The organism is Candidatus Corynebacterium faecigallinarum, from assembly GCF_052264515.1.
GTDB classification, from domain to species: Bacteria; Actinomycetota; Actinomycetes; order Mycobacteriales; family Mycobacteriaceae; genus Corynebacterium; species Corynebacterium faecigallinarum.
In genome coordinates, this window is record NZ_JBQQOC010000026.1 from 1 (window position 1) to 20,099 (window position 20,099).

Annotated in this window: 20 protein-coding genes; 11 read left to right on the forward strand and 9 right to left on the reverse strand. The window is 67.2% G+C overall.

Annotated features, from left to right (window positions below):
- On the forward strand, positions 1-222 hold a 222-nt coding region (locus tag ACTXPP_RS11815; RefSeq protein WP_443342267.1), incomplete at its 5' end, for a gamma-glutamyl-gamma-aminobutyrate hydrolase family protein.
- A 12-nt stretch (positions 223-234) separates the two neighbouring features.
- Here ACTXPP_RS11815 and ACTXPP_RS11820 read toward each other — a convergent pair.
- Entirely contained in the window at positions 235-1,449 is a 1,215-nt protein-coding gene (locus ACTXPP_RS11820) for a PspC domain-containing protein (RefSeq protein ID WP_443342269.1), read from the reverse strand.
- Between the two features lie 124 nt (positions 1,450-1,573).
- On the opposite strand from ACTXPP_RS11820, the gene ACTXPP_RS11825 reads away from it, so the two are divergent.
- The 8 genes from ACTXPP_RS11825 to ACTXPP_RS11860 are packed head-to-tail and all read left to right on the forward strand — an operon-like array spanning position 1,574 to position 8,714.
- A complete protein-coding gene (locus tag ACTXPP_RS11825; protein ID WP_443342271.1) occupies positions 1,574-2,836 on the forward strand; it encodes an ATP-binding protein in 1,263 nt (420 codons plus the stop codon).
- Positions 2,833-3,540: a response regulator gene (locus tag ACTXPP_RS11830; RefSeq protein WP_443342273.1), complete on the forward strand. Its 708-nt coding sequence runs from the start codon at positions 2,833-2,835 to the stop codon at positions 3,538-3,540. The genes ACTXPP_RS11825 and ACTXPP_RS11830 overlap by 4 nt, the downstream gene beginning before the upstream one ends.
- Before the next feature lie 24 nt (positions 3,541-3,564).
- Complete coding sequence (locus ACTXPP_RS11835; RefSeq protein ID WP_301495443.1) at positions 3,565-3,753, forward strand: hypothetical protein; 189 nt, start codon at positions 3,565-3,567, stop codon at positions 3,751-3,753.
- The gene (locus ACTXPP_RS11840) at positions 3,750-4,658 is read left to right on the forward strand and encodes a nitroreductase family protein (RefSeq protein ID WP_443342275.1); all 909 of its coding nucleotides are present in this window, start codon (positions 3,750-3,752) and stop codon (positions 4,656-4,658) included. The genes ACTXPP_RS11835 and ACTXPP_RS11840 overlap by 4 nt, the downstream gene beginning before the upstream one ends.
- A gap of 31 nt (positions 4,659-4,689) precedes the next feature.
- Positions 4,690-5,727, forward strand: a complete 1,038-nt coding sequence (locus tag ACTXPP_RS11845; protein WP_301495440.1) for an LLM class flavin-dependent oxidoreductase — start codon at positions 4,690-4,692, stop codon at positions 5,725-5,727.
- A 23-nt stretch (positions 5,728-5,750) separates the two neighbouring features.
- Positions 5,751-7,418 carry a P-loop domain-containing protein gene (locus ACTXPP_RS11850; protein WP_443342278.1) on the forward strand — a complete coding sequence of 556 codons (1,668 nt, stop codon included), beginning with the start codon at positions 5,751-5,753 and terminating at the stop codon, positions 7,416-7,418.
- Between the two features lies 1 nt (position 7,419).
- Positions 7,420-7,869 (forward strand): hypothetical protein, encoded by a 450-nt coding sequence (locus ACTXPP_RS11855; RefSeq protein WP_443342280.1) that lies wholly within the window; start codon positions 7,420-7,422, stop codon positions 7,867-7,869.
- Positions 7,866-8,714 (forward strand): sulfurtransferase, encoded by an 849-nt coding sequence (locus ACTXPP_RS11860; RefSeq protein WP_443342282.1) that lies wholly within the window; start codon positions 7,866-7,868, stop codon positions 8,712-8,714. The genes ACTXPP_RS11855 and ACTXPP_RS11860 overlap by 4 nt, the downstream gene beginning before the upstream one ends.
- Here the strand turns inward: ACTXPP_RS11860 and ACTXPP_RS11865 are convergent.
- Both ACTXPP_RS11865 and ACTXPP_RS11870 read right to left on the reverse strand, forming a co-directional pair.
- Positions 8,681-10,039 (reverse strand): M20/M25/M40 family metallo-hydrolase, encoded by a 1,359-nt coding sequence (locus ACTXPP_RS11865; RefSeq protein WP_443342284.1) that lies wholly within the window; start codon positions 10,037-10,039, stop codon positions 8,681-8,683. The two genes, ACTXPP_RS11860 and ACTXPP_RS11865, sit on opposite strands and share 34 nt — an antisense overlap.
- The gene (locus ACTXPP_RS11870) at positions 10,039-10,761 is read right to left on the reverse strand and encodes a MetQ/NlpA family ABC transporter substrate-binding protein (protein WP_443342316.1); all 723 of its coding nucleotides are present in this window, start codon (positions 10,759-10,761) and stop codon (positions 10,039-10,041) included. Before ACTXPP_RS11870 ends, ACTXPP_RS11865 begins: the two co-directional genes overlap by 1 nt.
- A 309-nt stretch (positions 10,762-11,070) precedes the next feature.
- Between ACTXPP_RS11870 and ACTXPP_RS11875 the strand changes: the two genes are divergently transcribed.
- Positions 11,071-12,864, forward strand: a complete 1,794-nt coding sequence (locus ACTXPP_RS11875; protein WP_443342286.1) for a DUF726 domain-containing protein — start codon at positions 11,071-11,073, stop codon at positions 12,862-12,864.
- Here ACTXPP_RS11875 and ACTXPP_RS11880 read toward each other — a convergent pair.
- Together ACTXPP_RS11880 and ACTXPP_RS11885 are read right to left on the reverse strand one after the other, a co-directional pair.
- Positions 12,861-13,898 (reverse strand): Gfo/Idh/MocA family protein, encoded by a 1,038-nt coding sequence (locus tag ACTXPP_RS11880; protein ID WP_301498768.1) that lies wholly within the window; start codon positions 13,896-13,898, stop codon positions 12,861-12,863. The two genes, ACTXPP_RS11875 and ACTXPP_RS11880, sit on opposite strands and share 4 nt — an antisense overlap.
- Positions 13,899-13,908: 10 nt before the next feature.
- A complete protein-coding gene (locus ACTXPP_RS11885) occupies positions 13,909-14,937 on the reverse strand; it encodes a nucleoside hydrolase (protein ID WP_301525207.1) in 1,029 nt (342 codons plus the stop codon).
- A gap of 199 nt (positions 14,938-15,136) precedes the next feature.
- Between ACTXPP_RS11885 and ACTXPP_RS11890 the strand changes: the two genes are divergently transcribed.
- Positions 15,137-16,624, forward strand: coding sequence for an HNH endonuclease signature motif containing protein (locus tag ACTXPP_RS11890; RefSeq protein WP_301495924.1), 1,488 nt, complete (start codon positions 15,137-15,139; stop codon positions 16,622-16,624).
- A 4-nt stretch (positions 16,625-16,628) separates the two neighbouring features.
- Here ACTXPP_RS11890 and ACTXPP_RS11895 read toward each other — a convergent pair whose 3' ends face one another.
- The 4 genes from ACTXPP_RS11895 to ACTXPP_RS11910 all read right to left on the reverse strand — a co-directional run bounded on the left by ACTXPP_RS11895 (position 16,629) and on the right by ACTXPP_RS11910 (position 20,098).
- The gene (locus ACTXPP_RS11895) at positions 16,629-17,717 is read right to left on the reverse strand and encodes a 2,3-butanediol dehydrogenase (protein ID WP_443342289.1); all 1,089 of its coding nucleotides are present in this window, start codon (positions 17,715-17,717) and stop codon (positions 16,629-16,631) included.
- 123 nt (positions 17,718-17,840) lie between these two features.
- Entirely contained in the window at positions 17,841-18,494 is a 654-nt protein-coding gene (locus ACTXPP_RS11900) for a pirin family protein (RefSeq protein ID WP_443342291.1), read from the reverse strand.
- Positions 18,495-18,580: 86 nt separating this feature from the next.
- Complete coding sequence (locus tag ACTXPP_RS11905; protein WP_443342293.1) at positions 18,581-18,997, reverse strand: carboxymuconolactone decarboxylase family protein; 417 nt, start codon at positions 18,995-18,997, stop codon at positions 18,581-18,583.
- Between the two features lie 78 nt (positions 18,998-19,075).
- Positions 19,076-20,098, reverse strand: coding sequence for a pirin family protein (locus tag ACTXPP_RS11910; RefSeq protein WP_443342295.1), 1,023 nt, complete (start codon positions 20,096-20,098; stop codon positions 19,076-19,078).
- Position 20,099: the final 1 nt, after the last annotated feature.

The window sequence follows — 20,099 nt, forward strand, 5'->3', positions numbered from 1 at the left end:
TCACGCCATTTAGCGGACAAAGTCACAGGGTTGGACGCTGTCGCCCACGCCGCAGACGGTGTCATCGAGGCGGTCGTCCACCGTGACGCCCCACTGACCGGGGTGCAGTGGCACCCGGAGCACCCGGCGGTGGCCGCGACACAGCTGACCGCCCTGCTGCTGCGACTTGATGCGCAGTACAGGGCGGCGGTGCATGTGCCCACCCAGCCGGTCGCCGGCTGACGCCGGCCCGAGTCAGGCGGCCTGCCCGAACGTGACGTCCGACATCGTCGCCGTGACGTTCACGGTGAGGGTGTGGCGGGTGTCGCTGTCATTGCTGCTGTTCCCCTCGACGACGGTGCCGTCCATCGTCCTGCAGTCGACGTCACTCATGGTCAGGCTGTCGCAGTTGAGGTCGAGGACGTAGGAGTCACCGTCGGTGCGTTCCGGGAACTGGAGGACGACCGAGCTCATCGTCGTCGTCAGGTCGATGGTGCTGTCACCGGTGACGGCGGTCTCCTCGAAGTCCATGGTCTGGGAACTCATCGTGTAGTTGACGCTGCGGCTGCCGTCGAGGTCCTCGACTGGGCGGCTGTCACCGACCATGGTGCCGTTGTAGTCACCACCATCGTAACTGGAGACTCCTCCCCAGTTGGAGAACAGTGCGCCGAAGGCTCCGGAGATCGCCAGCACGATCGCCACGATCACACCGACCAGCAGGACCTTCAGACCCCGACGCTTCTTCTTCTTGGGTGCGGCGGTGAAGGTCTGCGGCTCCTCGTCCTCCGGGATGCCGGGGTCCGGCAGGTCCCAGGCGAAGGGCGCGGTGCCCAGCGGATCCCACGACGGCGGCTGCTGACGTTGGACGTCGGACTCCTCGAAGCCTTCGGCGGTGTCGATGTCGGTCAGGTTCACCGTCGGGGCCGACGGGGCTGTCGGGGTCTCCTGCACCGGGGAACTGTCACGGTCCCCGGCCATCAGACCGGCAGGTGCGACCGGGGTGCGCTCGTAGAGCAGCCACCAGATCACACCGGTGACACCGACGGAGACGATCAGGCCGGCCAGTGTGACGCCGCCGCTGAAGAGTCCGCCGAACAGCAGGAATACCGCGCCGACGATGAGGGTGCCGATGGCGATGGACCGGTCCTCGTCGTAGCGGGGGTCACGCTCGCTGCGCAGCAGCACCTCCAGCGGGGTCTTCGGCACCGAGTAGCGGCGGAAGAGCAGGATGGCCGCGCCGTAGACCCACACGCCGATGCCGCCGGTGAAGGCGAGCAGGACGAACAGGAGGCGGACCAGCACCGGGGAGATCTGGTAGCGCACGGCGATGCCTTCGCAGACGCCGAAGAACCAGGTCCGCGGCGACTGGCTGCGGGGGAAGCGCACGGGCCGGGTGGCCCACATGTCGCGGATGGTTAATTCGAAGGTGCCCCGGGAGCCGGGGCTCGTGGACTGGGTGTTGTGGCTCATGGCTCTCATTCTTGATGTGTGACCAGCAAACCACATCGGGGATGGCCCTGAATCCGTACCCGGACTTTCATCTCAGGGTCATCCCCGATACCGGGTGTCCGCACCACCTGGCACAGTGGGGTACATGTCCCCGACCCCCGTGTCCCTGCCTGGTGCCCGGCCAGATCCAGCCCCACCCGCCCCGGAGCTGCTCCGCGTGGACGAGGGCCGGATGCTCGCCGGGGTGTGCACCGGTGTCGCCGCACACCTGGGCGTGCGCCTCACCGCGGTGCGCTTGGTGTTCGCCCTGCTCAACGCCGTCGCCGGTCTCGGCCTGGTGGCCTATGGTGCGCTGTGGGTGTTCACCGGGCGGACATCGTCGCCCGACGAGGCGGTTCCGGCGGCCGCCCGTGCCTCCATGGCTGCCCGCGGAACATCCCCCAGTATCGTCAACCGACCACGGATCGGCCTGGACTGGCTCTTCCTGCTGCTCTCGGTGGTGTTCATGGCCGCCGGCGCGGCGACCCGCCCGCAGGTGGCGGTGAGTGTGGTACTGCTGGCCGGCGGTGTGTTCCTGGTGTGGCGGACCTTCGGACCGGGCGTCGTCACCGGGCGCACCCCGGGCCTGGTGCAGTGGGCCAGTCTGGTCGGTGGCCTGGTGCTGCTGGTCGTCGGCATCGGCTTCACCATCTTCGGCATCGGTGGTGGCAGCGGAAGCGCCAACGGCGCCGAGGTGATCCTGCCGGCGGTCGTCGCCGCGGTCGCCATGATCCTCGGCCTGGTCGTGGTGCTGATCCCGCTGTGGCTGCGGCTGTGGTCGATGGCCAGCACGAACGCCCGGGAACGCGCCGCGGAGGAGGAACGTGCGAAGATCGCCGCCCGGATCCACGACTCGGTGCTGCAGACCCTCACCCTGATCCAGAAGAAGTCGCACGACCCGGAGATCGCCCAGCTCACCCGCAGCCAGGAGCGTCAGCTACGCCAGTGGTTGTTCGCCCCGGAGGAATCGGTGCGCACCAAGACGGTGGCCGGTGCCCTGCGGGTGGCCTGCGGCGAGGTGGAGGATACCTTCGGCGTGCAGATCCGTCCGGTGATCGTCGGTGACGACCGGGAAGCCACCGAGGCCGACACCGCCCTGCTGCTGGCGTCCCGCGAGGCGATGGTGAATGCCGCGAAGCACTCCGGGTGTTCCGAGGTCAACGTGTACCTGGAGATCAGCGGGGATGCCCTGGAGGTGTTCGTGCGCGACCGGGGGCCGGGCTTCTCCGTGGATCAGATCCCGACGGACCGGCAGGGGGTGCGTACCTCGATCCTCGACCGGATGGAACGGGTCGGCGGTACCGTGGAGATCGACAGCGGTGATTTCGGCACCGAGGTCATTCTGCGACTGGAAGGATCCGCCCCGTGACGATCGAACCGTCCCACCCGGTACCGGTGTTCCTCGTCGACGACCATTCGATGTTCCGGACCGGGGTCCGGGCTGAGCTGGACGCCCACCTCCAGGTCGAGGTCGTCGGCGAGGCTGGGTCGGTGGCCGAGGCGGTCAGCGGCATCGCCGGTGCCGCGCCGCGGGTGGTCCTGTTGGACGTCCACATGCCCGACGGCGGTGGGCTTGCGGTACTGCAGCAGGTGCTCGACGCTGCCGCCGCCGGCGAGCCGCCGCAGTTCCTGGGCCTGAGTGTGTCGGACGATCCGACGGACGTGATCAGTCTGATCCGCGGCGGGGCGCGCGGCTACGTCACCAAGTCGATCGACGGGAAGGAACTGGTCGACAGTATCCTGCGCGTCGATTCCGGCGACGCGGTCTTCTCCCCTCGCCTGGCCGGCTATGTCCTGGACGCCTTTGCCTCGGATGCACCGGAACCGGAGGATCCTGCCGAACCCACCCCGCTGCCGGACGACGCCGATGAGTCGATGTTGTCGTCCCTGACGCCCCGGGAGAAGGAGGTGCTGCGGTTGCTGGCCCGTGGCTACACCTACCGGGAGATGGCGCAGCGGCTGTTCATCTCGGTGAAGACGGTGGAGACCCACGTCTCCAATGTGCTGCGCAAGACCCAGCAGGCCAACCGGCATTCCCTGTCCAGATGGGTGACGGACAACCACCTGGGCTAGGCGGACGTGGTTAGGATGGGCGCCATGCTGAACAACTCTTTTGAGGTCACCGTGGTCCGCGACGAGGGCACCTGGTGCGCCGTCGTCGACGGGGTGGACGGTGCGCAGGTCTGGGACGACGAGTTCGAGGGTCTGGAGACCGGGATCCGGGCCAAGCTCGAGGAACTGCGCGGCGCCACCGACCCTGACCTGGTCTGGCACGTGGATTCATGAGTGATACGCGCTCTGCCCTGTCCACCCGTTACGGCCGCGACCAGGACTGGACAGTGGCGTCCAACGAGACCGTCGACACCCTGCTGCACCACCGTTCGGTGCGCCTCTGGCTGGACCGGGAGGTCGACGAGACCGCGCTGAACACGATGATCGCCGCCGCACAGTCGGCGGCGACCTCCTCGAACAAGCAGGTGGTCTCGGTGATCGCCGTGCGGGATGCTGCCATCAAGCAGGCCATCGCCTCGATCGGCAAGCGGATGTCCTCCCATGTCGCCACCGCCCCGGTGCTGCTGGTGTGGCTGATCGACTTCTCCCAGCACCGCTTCCTCGCCGAACGCGAGGCCGCGCGGGCTGCGGAGGACGGCGAAAACGGAGCAACCGAGGAGGTCCACGGCGTCTCCTCCCGGCCGCCACACGACCTGGGCGCATTGGAGTACCTGGACGAGCCGATGCTCGCCGCCCTCGACATCGGCATTGCCGCGCAGAACGCCGTCGTCGCCGCCGAGTCCCTCGGCCTGGGAACGGTCTACCTGGGCTCGCTGCGCAATGACATCGCGCAGGTCCAGGAGATCCTGGACATCCCGGAGACGGTGGTCCCCTTCCTCGGCCTGGCGGTGGGCTGGGGCGACCCGGCGGAGAATGCCGGGGTCAAGCCACGCCTACCCCGGGAACTGTTCGTCCACCATGACCGCTACAACCGTCGGGAGGACGCAGCGGGCCAGGCCGAGCGCACCCGGCTGCTCGCCGACTACGACGACGCCCTGGAAGACTACTTCTCCCGCTACGGTTCGCACCCGCAGTGGTCGGCGCAGACCCTGCACCGGATGTCCGGGACGGCGGCGACGAAAACGAAACGTCACCTGCTGCGACGCATCCTGGAGAAGGCCGGCTTCCAATTAAGGTGACACGTCAACCACATACGTCTATCATGGACTTATGAGCACCGACACCACCCTCCCGCTGCGCCGCCTCGGCTTCCTCACCATCGGAACCTTCGACCCCGCCGACCCGGCGACCGGCATCGAGGACACCCTGGACATCATCGAGTACGGCGAGAAGCTCGGATTCGACAGCGCCTGGCTGCGCAACCGCCACATGCAGCACGGCATCACCTCCCCGATGACCGTCCTGGCCGCTGCGTCCCAACGCACCAGCCGCATCGACCTGGGCACCGCGGTCACCCCGCTGGGGCCGGAGAACCCGCTGCGTCTGGCCGAGGACATGGCCACCGTCGACCTCCTCACCGGCGGCCGACTCAATCCCGGGGTCTCGGTCGGCACCCCCTTCCGCTACGACGGCTGGAAGGACGCCCTCTACCCGGACACCGCCGAGGCCGAGGACTTCTCCAAGCGCCGGGTGGACCGTCTGGTTCAGGCCGTCCGCGGCGACGAGGTGGCGTCCTTCGAGACGATCGAGAACACCGAGGAGTTCACCAACCGGGTCCAGCCGCACGCCGAAGGGCTGGTCAACCGCCTGTGGTACGGCTCCGGCTCGCGGGCCTCGACCCAGTGGGCCGCCGAGAGCGGTCTGAACCTGCTGAGTTCCAGCGTGATCTCCGCGGAGACCAGCGAGGACTTCGACGAGAACCAGCGCTCCCAGTTCGACCTCTACCGCTCCCACTACCGCGACGTCCTCGGTGGCACGCCGCGTATCTCCCAGGGCCTGGTGGTCATCCCCACCGACTCCGCGACGGAAGACCAGAAGCGCCGCTACGAGGCCTACGTCCAGCACCGTAAGGATGTCGGGGTGGGACGGGTCCAGGCATTCGGGCCGAAGAAGATGATCACCGCCCCCGACCTCATCGGCACCTCCGAGCAGATCGCCGAGCAGCTGAACAACCTCTCGGCCTTCCAGGTCATCGACGAGGTCGCCTTCGCCCTGCCCTTCGACTTCGAACGGGACGACTACCTGCAGATCCTCGGCGACATCGCCGGCTCTTTGGCGCCGAAGCTCGGGTGGTCGCCGCACAGGTAGGGTCGCGTAGGATCGCGGGGGTCATGCAACGACTCGACCACCTCCTCAGAGACCTCGACGGTTCCGGGTACGGCGGCTACAAGCGCCTGCGCGGCAGCCACACCCTGCACACCCCGTCTGGTGATCCACTGCGGCTGAGCATCGACCGGGTCCAGGCGGACCCCTTCGCACCGCCGTCGTTGATCCAGGTCAGCCTCCCGTTCCGCACCACGGGCATCGACCCCAACCTGCTCGACGGGGACGTCCCCCTCCGCGACCATCTCACCCGACGCCTCGCCACCGCCATCGCCGCGGCCAACCCGCGAGGCGGGAAGTCGGCCGGTTTCCTCGCCATCGACACCCCTGGCCAGCAGGTTCTGGACCGCGCCAGTGTGGTGGTTGACGGTGTTGGTGCTGATGCCGAGCTGCACGTCCGCCTGCAGGTCGCGCTGCCCGCCCAGGGCCGCCGCATCCGCGGACGCGCCGCAGCCACGTTGCTCTGCGACATCCTCCCCGAGGTCATCCAGGACGCCCTGCTCGACCTCTCCTCCGCAGACCACGACCACCTGGCCGCCGCCGTGGAACTGTACCGGGACCAGGAGTTCCTCCGCGATCACCTGGCCGACGCCGGCCTCGTCGGGTTCCTCGCCGACGGCTCCGTGCTGCCGCGGGCGGCCGGGAACTCGCAGCGTCCCCGACGCCATGCCGTCCCCTTCTGCGCCCCGGATTCCCTGCGCCACACCGTGGACCTACCCTCGGGACGCAGGCTCACCGGTCTCGGCGTGCCCCGCGGGGTGACCCTCATCGTCGGTGGCGGGTACCACGGCAAGTCCACCCTGCTCAAGGCTCTGGAACTGGGGATCTACAACCACGTCGCCGGGGACGGACGCGAGTTCGCCGTCGCCGTCGACGACGCGGTCTCCCTGCGTGCCGAGGACGGACGCCCGGTGTCGGACGTCGACATCTCCGCCTTCCTCCACGACCTCCCGGGCGGTGCGGACACCAACGACTTCTCCACCACCAACGCTTCCGGATCAACCTCCCAGGCCGCCGGTCTTGTCGAGGCCCTGGACGGCGGAGCGTCCTGCCTGCTCATCGACGAGGACACCTCGGCGACGAACTTCATGATCCGCGACGACCGGATGCGTCGCCTGGTGCCCTCGGCCAAGGAACCGATCACCCCGCTGGTCGACCGGGTGCGCTCCCTGTGGGAGGACCACGGCGTGTCCACGGTGCTGGTCGCCGGCGGGTCCGGGATGTTCATCGACGTCGCCGACACGGTGATCATGTTGGACGCCTATCACCCCGTCGACATCACCGACCGTGCCCGGGAGCTTGCCGAAGCCAGCACCGACAGCGAGCCCTTCACCATGCCCGCCCCTCAGGTCCCGCCGGCCACCCGTTTCCTGTCGGACGGACGGGGACGGAATGAACGGAAAAGCCCCCGCCCACCGCAGGCGAAGGGGCTGCACAGCATCCGCGTCGGCGACACCGAGATCGACCTGTCCGCCTGCAGCCAGCTGGTCGACGCCTCCCAGACGTCGACCATCGCCGCGGCACTGGAACGGCTCTCGCTCGACGGCTCAACTCCGCTGAGCGAGGCCCTCCGCACCCTACCTGACCTGGTGTCCCGACCGGGAAGACACCCGGGTCACCGGGCCGGGGTGCGCGCCCACGATGTCGCCGCAGCAGTCCGACGCTACCCTCGGTGACATGACCACCCCGGCACAGATCCGCAAGGCAGCCCTGACCCTCCCCGAGGTTGAGGAGACCCAGGGGACGTTCACGGTGCGCGGGACCGTCTTCGCGACCGTGACCGGGAAGGGGGCGTCCGCGACCCTGACGCTGTTCCCGGACTCCACCTCTGTCCTCGCCGACCTCAACGGCATGGAGTCGAACCACCTGGTCCGTCAGGCCTTCCTCACCGCCGCGCCGGACGACCTGGCTGCACCTCTCATCGCCGCCGAATCAGCGGTCGCTGGGGAGGTCGGTGACCTGCCGAAGGCGATCGGCAATCCGGCGACCAAGGCGCTGGTGTCCCACGGGGTCACCTCGCTGGCTGACCTGTCCGGGTACTCACTGGACGAGGTCGCATCCTGGCACGGTGTCGGGGCGAAGGCCGTCGACATCCTCCGCGATTCCTTAGGGAGAACAGACCCATGACCCTGATCACCGTCGATGACCTTGCCGCCCGGTTGGACGGGACCGTCCTCCTCGATGTCCGGTGGACGTTGCAGAAGCCGGACGGACGCGACGACTTCGCCGCCGGCCACATTCCCGGCGCGCTCTACCTCGACCTGGACTCGCAGCTCAGCGACCACAGCGTCCCCAACCGTGGCCGCCACCCGCTACCGACGGGACCGGCCCTGCAGGAGTCCCTGCGCGCACTCGGTGTCAACGACGGCGACACAGTCGTGGTCTACGACGATGCCCAGGCCTCGGGGGCCTCCCGTGCCTGGTGGGTGCTCACCGCCGCGGGGCTGCAGGACGTCCGGATCCTCGACGGAGGATGGTCGGCGTGGCAGGCCAGGGGCGGCGAGGTGGAGACCGGTCCGGGGCGGACCCCGGCCCCGGGGAGCGTCACCGTCCCCCACGATGACCTGTACGACGGGGCGCGACGGGTGCTGACCATGGAGCAGGCCGCACACACCGGGGAGGTCAGCGTCCTGCTCGACGCCCGGGCACCGGAGCGCTACTGCGGGGAGGCTGAGCCGATCGACCCGGTGGCCGGGCACATCCCCGGCGCGGCGAACCTGCCCTCGCCCACGGTGCTCGACGAGGACGGCCGGTTCCTGCCGGCGGAGAAGCTGCGCGAGGTCTTCACCCGCCTCGGCGTTGTGGCGGGGGACGACGATCCGGTCTCCGGCGCCTACTGCGGTTCCGGGGTGTCGGCGGCCGTCCTCGTCGCCGCGGCGTCCACCGTCGACATCGACCTCGCCCTGTTCCCCGGCTCCTGGTCGCAGTGGTCGAGTAGTCAGCCCACGAAGCGGGCGACCAACGACCGGTAGGCCTCGACGGTCAGACGGAGGTCCTCGAGGTAGAGGTGTTCGTCGTGACTGTGCAGCTCGGCGTTCATGTCTGCCAGGGTCCGCTCCCGGGCGGTCAGCGCGAAGCCGTAGCCCACACCACCGAGTCGACGGGCGAAGCGCAGGTCCGTACCACCGGCGGAGAGGATCGGCACCACCGCAGCGTCCGGGAAGACCTCCCCGACTGTCTCCGCGATCGCCTGGTACAGCGGGGAGTCGGTCGGGCTGACCTCGGCCGGCTCGCAGATCAGCCGCTCGAACCTGACCTCCTCCGCCAGGTCGCCCAGGGCGCGGCGCAGCTCGGCGTCCACGTCCTCGTCGCTCTGGCCCGGCAGGGTACGGATGTCCAGCTCCAGGTAGGCGGAACTCGGCAGCACGTTGATCGCCTTGCCTGCGGTGAGCACCGTGGGTGAGAAGGTGAGGTGGGAGACCGCATGGGCGTAGCGGGCCAGCTCACCGAAGGCCAGGTAGTCGTCCTCGGTGGGGTCGCTGGTCAGGGCGTCCTGGATCTCCGGGGAGAAGCGGAAGCCGTCGACGAAGCCGGACCACAACGGGTCGCGGGAGACGTCCGGGGTGATCGCAGCGATGCGGCGGGCGACCTCGGCGACCCTGGCGATGGTGAAGTCGCGTCCCCACGGCTGGGACCCGTGGCCGGGTTCGCCGGTGACGTGCAGCCGACGCTGCGCCGCCCCCTTCTCCCCCACGGTGACCACCACAGCGTCCGAACCATCGGTGACGGGCAGGTGGCTGCCACCCATCTCGGAGATGCAGTTGCGCCAGTCGAGCACCTCCGGGTGCTCGGTGGACAGCCACTTCGCCCCGAGTCCGCCGCGGGCCTCCTCGTCGGCGACACCGACGAAGGTCAGCGTCCCACGGGGAGGACGCCCCGCCAGCGCCTCCCGGGCGACGTCGCGGGTGACCACGGCCATCGGGGCGGTGAGGCCGAGCATGTCGACGGTGCCACGACCGTAGATCCGGGCGTCCACACCGGTTCCCTCGATCTGGGCACCGAAGGGGTCACGGGTCCAGTGGGCGGCGTCCACCGGGACGACGTCGGTGTGCCCGAGGAAGGTCAGCGGTTCGGCGTCCGGGTCGGAACCGGGCACGGTGACGATGATGCTGGTGCGCCCCGGGCGCGGCTCCAGCCGTTGCACGGTGACCGCACCGGCGGCAATCTCGGCGGCGAAGAACTCCTCGAGACTGTCGGCGTTGCGGACCTCCTGGCCGGAGTCCGGGGTGAGGTCGTTGACGCAGGCGTTGCGGACGAGCGTCTCCAGCAGCGACAGGGAGTCATCGAAGAGGGTCACTATTCACCCTCCGGAACGAACCAGTAGCCGTCCTTGTTCTCCTCGTCGAGGAACTCGGCGAACTCCTCGGAGTTGTAGGCGTCGGTCACGGCCTGGGCCCAGTCCTCGTCGACCTGGTCGGACTGGGTGACGGCGACGAGCACCAGCTCCGGCAGCAGCTCCTCCTGGAGGACCTGCAGCTTCGGGTCGGTACCGGCAGCGTAGGACCGGGAGCCGGGGATGACCGCCCAGTCGACGTCGTCGATGGAGCGGGGGATGATCGACGAGTCCACGGTGTTGATGTCCAGGTTGTGCGGGTTCTCGGCGATGTCCTCACTGGTGATCTGGGTGTCATCGGTGCCGGGTTTCAGCGTCAGCCAGCCGGCCTGCACCAGGATGCGGTAGGCACGCGAGGTGTTGGAGGGGTCGTCCGGGATGGAGACGGTATGACCGTCGGCGACGTCGTCGAGGCTGGTGTGTGAGGAGGAGAACAGCCCGGCCGGCACGGTCGGGATCGGTGTGAGGGACGCCAGGTCGGCCCCGGCATCCCGGTTGAACGCCTCCATGTAGGCGGTGTGCTGGTCGACGTTGAGGTCCGCGCCGCCCTCGTGCAGAGCGATATTGGCCTGCTGGAGTTCGGAGTAGTCCTTGAACTCCACCGTGTAGCCCTCGTCCTCGAGGATCGGGGCGACACCATCGCGGAAAAGGTCGGTGTAGGGTCCTGGCGATGCGGCGACGCGGATGGTCTGGTCATCTGTGTCGGACTCGTCGTCGGCTCAGGCGGCGAGGCTGAAGGCCACACCGGCGGCGAGGGTGGTCGCACCGAGGGTGCGGAAGATGCGGGACGTGTGCATGGGTATTCTCCTGTTCGGTGTCAGTCACACCAGGCTAGACCAAGTTGTCTGTTTTGGTCACGATGGGGGTGCTGGTTAGAGTTCCCGGGAAGGGTTCTTAATGCTGGCTACAAGTGAGCGCCCGACTTCAGTACCCTCAGAGACAGCTTTTGTTCCTCTGCGCACACATTTCTCAGTCTCACACAGAAAGCTCGCTGAATGACACGGATCAAGAACGCCCTCGACGACTACGTCAGCTTCGACCCGGAGGATCCGAGCGGACATTTCACCGCCACGGTCCGTTCCCCGAAAGGTCGGCGGGTGACCGTCATCGGCACCCTCGGCGATCCGGAGCCGGAGATCACCGGTGACGCGATGCTCACCGACAATGCCGCGATCGCCCAGAACCTGTGGAGCGCGGTCAGCGAATACGCCCAGGCCATCGCGTTGGAGGAGGACGACGAACGGACCTACGGCGATCTTTCCGACATGGAGGTGCGCGATAGGGACGATGACCGGAGTCGGGCAGAGAGCATTCGGCAGAAGGCCGCCGACCTTTTGGCAGAAGCAGAAGAGGAGGAACGTGCCCGGAAGGAACGGGAGAAGATCCGGGAATCCCACCTCGACGCGGCCAAGGAGCTGATCTCCACCGCCGAGACCATCGCCGAGCTGACCGAGAATCTCACCGACGAAAGCACTGAAGGGTGGTGCTCGAACTGCGTCACCGAGACCACTCACCATGAGGTCGCTTCGTCCGGCACCTGGCGAGACATCCACATCTGCAGCAACTGCGGTGTCCCGACCGTCCACTGCTCAGCCATCGGGTGCAGCAGCATGGCTGTGAAGGAGAACGGAACCAAGGGGCTGGTCCCCTACTGTGCCGAGCACCGACACGACATCGCCAGTTTCACCCGCGCCAATGACACCATCTCCGACATCGCGGAGTGGCGTGAACTCGTCCGATATGAAAAGCCTGATCTGGCCAAGCGGACGACCCGGCTTGCCTTCGGTACCGCCGCTCTCGGCATGGCAGCCAGCGGAGCCTGGCTCGCTGCACCAGCGGTCGGTGGTTTCGTCGGGGCCCAATTCCTGGGCTACACCGGAGCCGTGGCCACCAATGCCGGACTTGCTGCGCTCGGTGGCGGGGCCGTCGCCGCCGGTGGACTGGGAATGGCCGGCGGCACCTATGTCGTCGCCGCCGCCGGAGGGGTACTGGGAGGTGTCTACGGAGACCGGATCGTCAGCAGCTACGTGAGTGAGGACGACTCCTTCGACATCGAGAAGATCCGCGACGGTGCCGGAGTTCCCGTCGTCATCGCCCGTGGGTTCCTCAACGAAGGGAACAACGAGTGGGGTCACGCCGTTGGAGCCACGGAAGCACTGTACCCGGACTCTCCGGTCTATCTGCTGAGCTGGGGCAGCAAGGAGCTCAAGCACCTGGGATCGATGGTGAGCACCCAGTTCGGTGCCCAGGCCGCGAAGAACGCCCTTTTCCGGGGCGTCGCCCGCGCCAGTAAACAAGCAGCAAAGGCAATCGCCCCGGTCGCCCCGGTCCTTGCCGCCGGAACACTCCTGAAGAACCCCTGGCACACCGCAGTCAACCGCGCGAATCTCACCGGAACCGCGCTTGCCGCACTACTGGCAAAGTCCGAGCAGGAGGAGTTCGTCCTGGTCGGACACAGTCTCGGTGGCCGCGTGATGGCCACTGCCGCCATGTCCTTGGCTGGATTCGGGAATCAGACCAAGATCCGCGACATCCACCTGGTAGGCGCGGCCATCGGCGCCAACCGCGACTGGACGCCGTTGAACGCAGCGGTGTCCGGCACCGTCCACAACTACTGGTCGAGCAACGACGGCGTCCTGAAGTATCTCTACACCTACGCCCAGCTCGGTCAGAAGGCCATCGGCTACCAGGGGATCCACTCGTCCCTGCCCCGGATCATCGACCATGATGTCTCCAAGCAGGTCAAGAACCACGGCCGGTACTACAGGGACACCACGCTGCAGGCTTAATTCTCGGCCATCGCCCGCTCGATGATCTCGAGCACCCCCACCGAGTCCGCAGGGTCCACAGGTGCGGGCCCCTCACCGCGCACTGCCTGGGCGACCCGCCGGTAGTAGTCGCCGTAGGCACCGTCCTCCGTCGGGCAGGCCTGACCGTCCCCACCGGCGTAGATCCGGCCCCATTCTGCCTCGGGCGTGGTGCCGAAACCGGGATCGTCCGGACTGGCGCCACCACGCAACGCGGCTTCCTGTCCGTCGACTCCCCAGCATTCGTAGCCGCCACGTGCGCCGAGCAGCCGGAACCGAGGTACCGGACCGGGTGCGACCGCACTCATCCACAGGTGCGAGAGCACCCCGGACTCGTGGCGCAGGGCGAGGAAGACGTCGTCCTCCGCCTGCACGAACTCCCGGCGCGTCTCGACCTCGGCGTAGACGTCGGCGACCGGACCGAACAACTGCAGTGCCTGGTCGATGACATGGCTGCCCAGGTCGAACAGGATGCCGCCGCCCTGCGCGTGGGTACTGTCGGTCTTCCATGACTGGTCGACCTGCGGACGCCACTTCTCGAAGCGGGACTCGAACCGGTTGATCTCGCCGAGCTCGTCGGACTCCAGCAGTCGCTGCAACGTGAGGAAGTCCCCGTCCCAGCGTCGGTTCTGGAAGACGGTGAGCATCAGGCCCTTGTCCTTCGCCTTCTCGATCAGCGCCCGACCGGTGGCGGAACTGACCGCGAAGGGTTTGTCGACCACGACGTGCTTGCCAGCGTCGAGCGCGGCGTCCACGTGAGCCTCATGTTCTGAGCTGGGCGTGCCGATGACGACCAGGTCGATGTCGTCGGCATTCCAGACGTCCTCCACGGAATCCAGCAGTCGGACGTCCGGGAACAGTTCTTTCGCGGCGTCCTGACGTTCCGGGTTGGACGTCACTACGGCCGTGACCTCGAAGTTCGGGTCGGCGGCGAGGAAGGGGGCGTGGAAGTAGCGTCCGGAAAGTCCGAACCCGAGGATGGCGGTGCGAATGGGTGCAGTATCGGCGGAGGTCATGCCGCCCACCCTACTGACGACCGCCCCACCCCAGCAGCCGCTCGGCGAGCAGGTCCGGGAAGCCCGCCCCGCTGCGCATGACGACCCGCACCGTCGCATCCTCGACATCGATGTCGTACTCGCCATTGGCAGGACGCTGGTGCCGCAGGTCGCAGATGGTCTGGCCACGTCCGGGCCCGTCGGTGGCATCGACGACGACCGGTACCCGCGGTGCGCTCTCCAACTCGACATCCCCCAGGGCGATCGCGGCGGCGAGCGGGTCGTGCAGGGCACAGCACACCCGGCCGTAGATGTCGGCGTAGAACCCCGAGTAGAAGTGCAGCATCTCCCCCACTGCCGCGATCAGCGGAGCGTCCGACTGCGCGAGTGCATCGATATGGGACTTCTCGAAGGTGTTCTCCATCGTGGTGTCCAGCGGGACGAGTGTCGCCGGCCATCCAGCCGAGAGCACACGCTCGGCCGCCTCGGGGTCCAGCACGATATTCGCCTCGGCGACCGGGGTGATGTTGCCCGGAACCGTCGCCGCACCTCCCATGACGGCCAGTCCCGCCACCCGCTTGACCAGCGACGGATCACGCTCCAGGGCGATGGCGAGGTTGGTCAACGGGCCGATGGCGATGAGGTGGAGCTCACCGGCGTACTCGTGGGACAGGCTGAGCAGGAGGTCAGCGGCGTCCGTGTCTGAGCCTGCTGCCCCCGCAGCCTCTGGCAGCACAGCAGGAAGCAGTCTGTCACGGACACCGCCGACGCCGTCTGCGCCGTGGACCGCCACCGTGCCGCCGGCGAAGGTGCCGCCCAACGGGTCGGACGCTCCGACAGCCACCGGAATGTCGGTACGCGATGCCATCGCCAGCAGCCGTCGGGTGTTGTCCGCGCCGCCAGCTGCGCTGACATTGCCGTGGACCGAACCGACGCCGACCAGATCGGCGACCGGACTGGCCAGCAGGTACGCCAGGGCCAGGGCATCATCGATACCGGTGTCGCAGTCGAGGAAAACCGGGACGGTCGTGGGTGCTGCGGAGGCTGCGGGGTCAGTCATGTGAGCCATCGTATTCACCTTCCCCTCAGCGTTCCGGTCCGGATCACTCTCCAGGTCCCTATGGTCGCGTAGCTGAGTCCACCGACCCGTCGAAAACTTCCTCTTGCCATTCGAACACAGTATCGGTAGTATTGCAAGTGAACATAACGGAGCAGGACACCAGGAACACCACAACACCATCACCCAGGGGACCACGAAAATGACCACAGCGATACGCGAACCAGTCAACGTGCCGAAGATCGAGGAATGGGTCAGGTCGACTATCTATATCGGCGAAACCGGGGTAATCTGCCCAATTCCCGACCACGAGGACATGTACTGCCCCCACTGCACGTGGAACGAGGAGCTCGAGGGGGCAGTTGCCGCAGAAGAGCCGATGACCTACCCGGACCAGTACATGGACTTCGATCCCGACACCGGCGAGTACCATGATCCATACGACTACTCGTTCGAGAACGATCTGACGCCCACCACGTTCGGGTACTGGGCCGTGACCGGCGACGGCGAGCTCCAGAAAGCACGGGTCACCATCAACAAGACGGACCTGAGCATTGCCCGGTCGGTCACCCCGAAGCCGGGCGACGAGGTCTCGCGCATCGCCCGGCGACTGGCATCCGCCCTGGCGATCCCGCAGTCCAAGGCCATCGCCTACTGCGACGTCGGCACCATGCTCTCCAAGTACGAACAACTACGTCCGCTCCTCGAGGTCGGTGCGTTCTCCTTCGAGCACCTCCGGGTCCTCGCCGACTGTCTCTTCGGAGTCACCGACGATCATCGCCTCGAGGTGGAGGACGAGATCGCCGGCCTTCTCTACCCCCAGCGCCCGTCTCAGGCAGTGCCAGGAACCCGGACACTGCGCCGTAAAGTCACCGACATCGTCGATCGGATCCAGCCTACGGCGCGACCTGCCGACCCGGAGGAGCTCGGCATAGTCCCTCCCCCAGAAGCCCAACTGTGCTTCGACGTCGACACCCGGTCCCCGGAACGTACCGTCTTCCACATCACGATGCCCTCCGATGAGGGCCTCGGTTTCCTCCGCATCGTCGATGCCGTGGCCGACGCACATGACACCACCCGTGCCAAAGCCCTCACCGAACTGGTTCATGGTCAGGCTCGCAATGTCTCCGTGACGTTGAACTGCTACCGAAGCCTCGACACCGCCGAAACCCACCTGGAGTCCACCGGTCTCGACCGGGTGGCCACCAAGCGGTGGCTCGCCCGTGTCACCGACCTGTGCATCGCCGGACACAGCGAGATCGAGGGTTACCGCAACAGCGACCACCAGCGCGCCACCATCGCCGGAGTCGACGGCACCTGCCGCTTCCCCGGTTGCGACGCCCCGGCCGCCACCGCCCAGATCGACCACGTCACCAAGTACGACGGTGGCGGCAAGACGGCCACCTGGGCGGAACAGTCACTGTGCCCCGCCTGCCACAGCCTCAAGACCCGCGGACTGTGGGACGTCACCCGCAATCCGGACGGGTCCTGCTGGTGGACCAGCATCGCCGACGGACACACCGTCGTCGACACCCCCACCGGCCCCCTGGCCGATGCCTGCCTGACCTTCGACACACGCCTGCACCGCAAGAGGAAGGCACTCACCGAACACAATGCCCTCCGACTGGAGCATCGGGAGAAGACCCGGGCCGCAGCGGCGAAGGTCGAGGCGCAGGCGGTGCCGTTCTAGAGGTCTAGAGTCCCTCTCCAGACGGCGAGACGAGAATCTTCACCGCGGTCTCGTTGCGGTTGATCAAGGTGTCGAAACCCTCGTCCACCAGACCATCCAGCCCGATCCTGCCGGTGATGAACGGCTTCAGGTCGATCTTCCCCGACTCCACCAGCGCAATCGTCGCCGGATGCGAGTTCACGTAGCCAATGGTGCCACGCAGGTCGATCTCCTTCATCACCAGCTTGTGGATGTCGAAGTCCGACCGGTGGCCCCAGATCGACACGACCACCAGCACACCGGTAGGACGTAGCGCGTCCATCAAGGTATCCAGCACGACCTGCACCGAGGTGCACTCGAAGGCGACATCGGCTCCGGCACCATCGGTCAGCGCCTTGACCTCGTCGACGACATCCACCTCCGCCGGGTTCAACGCCAGATCCGCCACCCCGGAATCCAGCGCCTTCTGCCGACGCAGCTCCGAGAGCTCCGAGACGACCACGCGCACGCCCCATGCCTTGAGCACCGCCGCGGTCAGCAGGCCGATCGGACCGGCACCACCGATGATCGCAGTCTTCCCGGCAGCGTTCTCCTCGGTGAGACCGGATCGCTGCACGGCGTGAAAGCCCACCGACAGCGGCTCGATCAGCGCCGCCTCGTCCAGCGGCACCGAGTCGGCGATCTTGTGCACCCAGCGTCGGCGCACCACGACATTCTCCGACAGACCACCACCACGGCCAGCGAGACCAATGAAGTTCATGTTCTCCGACAGGTGGTAGGTGGTGCTGTCGGGTCCGGTGTCGACGTCATCGCCGATGATGTACGGCTCGACGACAACGTGGTCACCGACGGCCAGATCGTCCACCCCCTCACCAAGTTCGGCGACGACACCGGAGAACTCATGACCCAGGGTGATCGGCGCGGTCTCCCCGGAGATCGGGTGGGCGGCTTCGCAGGTCGGGCAGAAGATCGGCCCGTCCAGGTATTCGTGCAGGTCAGTGCCGCAGATGCCGCACCAGGCGACATTGATGCGCACCGTGCCCGGCTCCAACGCCTGCTGGTCGATGTCCTCGACCCTGATGTCCTTGTTGCCGTAGTAGCGTGCTGCCTTCATGGATGGTCAACCCTTTCACTTCCGAGAACGTGAGGTCGGACCACGGTAGCGGTACGTTGCGGCCCGATACTTCCCCACCCTAATCAGCGGCAGTGGCCGCGGCAGGACGCCCACCCCCGGTTGTCACCGCCAGCGGGGTTCCGTGCGGACACTGCGGTCCATCTCCCAGACCAGGACCTCGGCCGGCTCGCGGCCAGTGATCCGGACGGCGCCGGCGTCGGTGAGCCGTGCGGCATCGCCCTCGGACAAGACGTCGCCGAGGAGCTCAACCTCGCCCTTCACCACGAAGATGTGCTGGTAGTTGGAGGGTTCCGTCTCCACAGATGACCCCGGGGCAAGACGTGCGGCCGAGAGGCGGGCACCGGAGGTGTGGATGCGCAGCGGCGCGCCACCTGTGTCGTCACCGCCACCACCATCAACGACCGTGACGAGGCCACCCGCGTCCAACGCAGCGTTGAGATCGGCGGTGGAGTGGGCAGGTTCCAGCCCGGCGGCGTCGGTCGGCAGCCACATCTGAATCACCCGCAGCACCTCACGTCCGGTGAACCCGACGTTGTTGGTTTCGGCGTGGCTGATTCCCGAACCAGCGGTGATGGCCTCGACCTGCCCGGCGGACAAGGTCATCTCCGCGCCGGAGGAATCACGGTGGCGGAGTGTCCCGTCGACGATCCAGGTGACGATCTCCACGTCCGCATGCTGGTGCATGTCGAAACCTTCACCGGGTTCCACCAGGTCGTCATTGTGGATCAACAACAGGCCGAAAGCGTAGTCGGTCATGCGGGTCGACCCGGTCGCCGGGAAGGACTGCCTCGACCGGATGTCATTACCTGGCCACAAGGCACGGTCCTCGGACCTGATGACGGTCATCGCGCACCTGCCGGCGGATGCCTCGAACCGATCGAGATCCGGTTGTAGGAGTTGATCAGGATGATCGCCCATTCCAGTGCTGCGACCTGCTCCGGACTGAACACCTCGGTGGCGTCGGCGACCGCGTCGGCCGTCCCGTCCACCACGGTCAACGCCTCGGCGAGCTCCAGGGCGGCGAACTGCTGCGGACTGAATACGTCCGTGGAACCTGCATCGCGCATCTCCCGCCAGCTCGGCAGCAGGTCAAGCACCCTCTGTTCCAGCCCCGCGTCGCGGGCCGCCGGTACATGAACACTCAGGCACGTCGGGCACCCGTTGATCTGCGACACCCGGACATTGACCAGTTCAATCAGCGACATCGGCAGGTCAACCTCGCCGTACACCGTGCGCGCGGCGAGAACGGCTCCGTTCATCGTCTTATAGACACTCGGATGGACCTTGTCGATATAAGGGCGCCGTGATAACTGAGACATCTGCTCTCCTCCAGGTTTTCAGGACCGTGACCGGTACGGGTCATCGCCGGGGCGGGCGACGGGGCCAGGGTTCGTCCGCGGACGCAGCACCGTCGGCGGCATCGTCGGCGCCGCCAGCCATGTCTCGCCGTCCGGATCATGACCACGGTAGCCGGTGACCTGACCGAACTGGTCGTTGTCACCTCCGCCGGCGGCGTTCCACGCCTCGTGGAAGCGGCGGATCTCGGCGTCATCGCGTCCGATGAAGTTCCACCACATCACCACTTCCTCCTCGAACGGTTCCCCGCCGAGCAGGACGATACGGGCCGCCTCGTCCCCGATATTGGCGATGTGCAGGCTGTCCGCGCCGGTACCGGTGTAGGCGAGCTCGGTGCGCCCCACCGGCGCGCCCTCGAGCGTGATGTCACCGGTGTCGACGAGGATGCCATGCTCGAAGGACGGGTCGAGGGAGATGTCGATGCTGGCACCGGCGTCCAACCGGATCTCCGCCCCGACCAGCGGTGTGAAGGTCTCCACCGGGGAGGTGACCCCCAGCAGCGAACCGATGAAGACCAGGGCGTTTCCGCCCGGGAAGGCGATCTGGTCGGGGGCGTGGTGGTCGAAGCGTCGGCCGCCGTGGCGGGCACTGTCGGGCAGGACGGTCCACAGTTGGACGCCGTGGAGTATCTCGGTGTCCTCGGCGGAGACCTCCGAATGGCAGATTCCGCCGCCGGCGGTCATCAAGTTGACCTCGCCAGGGCGGACGAGTTCATGGATGCCGTGGGAGTCGTCGTGCCTGATGGTTCCCTCGAACAGCCAGGTCACGGTCTGCAGGCCGGTATGGGGATGTGGTGCGACGTCCATACCGCCGTCGGCGGCGACCCGGTTGGGGCCGAAATGGTCGATGAAGCACCAGGCGCCGATGAGGCTGCGGCGGCGTTGCGGCAGCGTGCGGTGCACGGTCATGGCCCGCAACCCGCCGAGGGGTACGTCACGGGCGGTGATGATCTCCACTGGCACTGGCGCAGAACCGGTCACGGCCCGAGTATAGGAGAAATCCATC